The organism is Streptomyces sp. NPDC059398, from assembly GCF_042751845.1.
Classification (GTDB): Bacteria; Actinomycetota; Actinomycetes; order Streptomycetales; family Streptomycetaceae; genus Streptomyces.
In genome coordinates, this window is sequence record NZ_JBHYWP010000218.1 from 1 (window position 1) to 1229 (window position 1229).

The 1229-nt window shown below is 66.8% G+C and carries 3 protein-coding genes; all 3 read right to left on the reverse strand.

Translation table 11 applies throughout. The annotated features are described in order from the left end of the window. Positions 1–202: DDE-type integrase/transposase/recombinase (locus ACFXBC_RS35095; protein WP_385034202.1), on the reverse strand; the 202-nt coding region annotated here is incomplete at its 3' end. Then, a complete protein-coding gene (locus ACFXBC_RS35100; protein WP_385034207.1) occupies positions 199–468 on the reverse strand; it encodes an IS3 family transposase in 270 nt (89 codons plus the stop codon). The genes ACFXBC_RS35095 and ACFXBC_RS35100, both read right to left, overlap by 4 nt. Positions 469–504: 36 nt before the next feature. Further along, positions 505–912: a transposase gene (locus ACFXBC_RS35105; RefSeq protein ID WP_385034204.1), complete on the reverse strand. Its 408-nt coding sequence runs from the start codon at positions 910–912 to the stop codon at positions 505–507. Positions 913–1229: the final 317 nt, after the last annotated feature.

A 1229-nucleotide genomic window follows, 5' to 3' on the forward strand; every position in this document is an offset into this window, starting at 1 on the left:
TGATGGACGTATATTGACAGCCGTGGTCGGCGTGGTGAATGAGCTTGCCCGGCTCAACTTCGCGGGACGCGAGGGCGTACTCCAGCGTGGTCAGGACCAGGTCGGCGTCCGCGCGGGCGGAGGTCTCCCAGGCGACGACCCGGCGGGAGAACGCGTCGCGGATCGCGGACAGCCACAACGGCCCCTCGCCGGTGGAGATCATCGTGAGGTCGGTGACCCACAACCGGTTCGGCGCGCCGGTGCGGTGAAGTCTCTGTTGACCAGGTCCGGGGCCAGGGTGGGCTTCGGGTCCCGGCGCGTGAAGCCCTTCCGTCGCGGGCTCATACCCGCGAGGTCGGCCTCACGCATCAGGCGCTCGACCCGTTTGCGGCCCACCTGGGTGCCCTCGCGTTTCAGCACGGCGTGCACGCGCGGAGAGCCGTAGATGCTGGCGGAGTCGGCGTGGATCTCCTTGATCCGCTCGGTCAGCTCGACGTCGCGACGCCGCCGTTCGCAGGGCTCCTTCTAGGCGCGGCGCCAGCGGTAGTAGGTGGAGGAGGGGATGTGGAGTTCCCGAAGTACGCACTCGACTCCCAGGCGGGGATGCTCGTCGACGAGCGCCGTCACCTGGGGCCGGGTCGGGTCGAGCTGCGCCGCGAAAAACGCCAAGGCCGTCCGTAGGACGTCGTTAGCCCGCTTGAGCTGGGTGTTCCCCTTGCGCAGGGCCGTGAGTTCGGCGCGTTCGCCGCTGGTGAGACGGTCGTCGCGCTCGCCGGCGTCCGCCTCGGCCTGGCGGATCCAGCCACGCAGGGCCTCCGGGTGCACGCCGAGGTCAACGGCCAGCTTCTTGATCTGAGGCTTCGGCTCAGCGGTGCGATACATACGTACCGCACGCTCACGCAACTCGAGCGAGTACTTCCGGGGTGCAGCCATGATCACAGGTCCTCTCATGAATCCCATCTGACCTGCTGTCAACTTCCTCCGCATCCCGGGGGAACCTCACCCTGCGCACGAACTCCCACTCAGTCCGCGCCGCGCCGCCCGCCGGCGCGCCCCGGACGCCTCCGAGCACAACCGGTCCGGATCAACCTCCGCCTAGCCTGAGATTCTCACTCTAGATGCAGCCTTCTCAACCAAGTTGCTGCCTTGCAGGTCAAGCGCTACCTAAAGTCCATCCCAGCATCTCTCAGTCATCTGCATCCACACAGGTCAGGCCGATGACGCAGCTTCACCATGAATGAGAACGCACA

What these genes read in the sequence shown, in the direction of transcription:
- ACFXBC_RS35105 (WP_385034204.1), bottom strand. Translation starts at nt 912, where the DNA reads ATGGCTGCACCCCGGAAGTACTCGCTCGAGTTGCGTGAGCGTGCGGTA.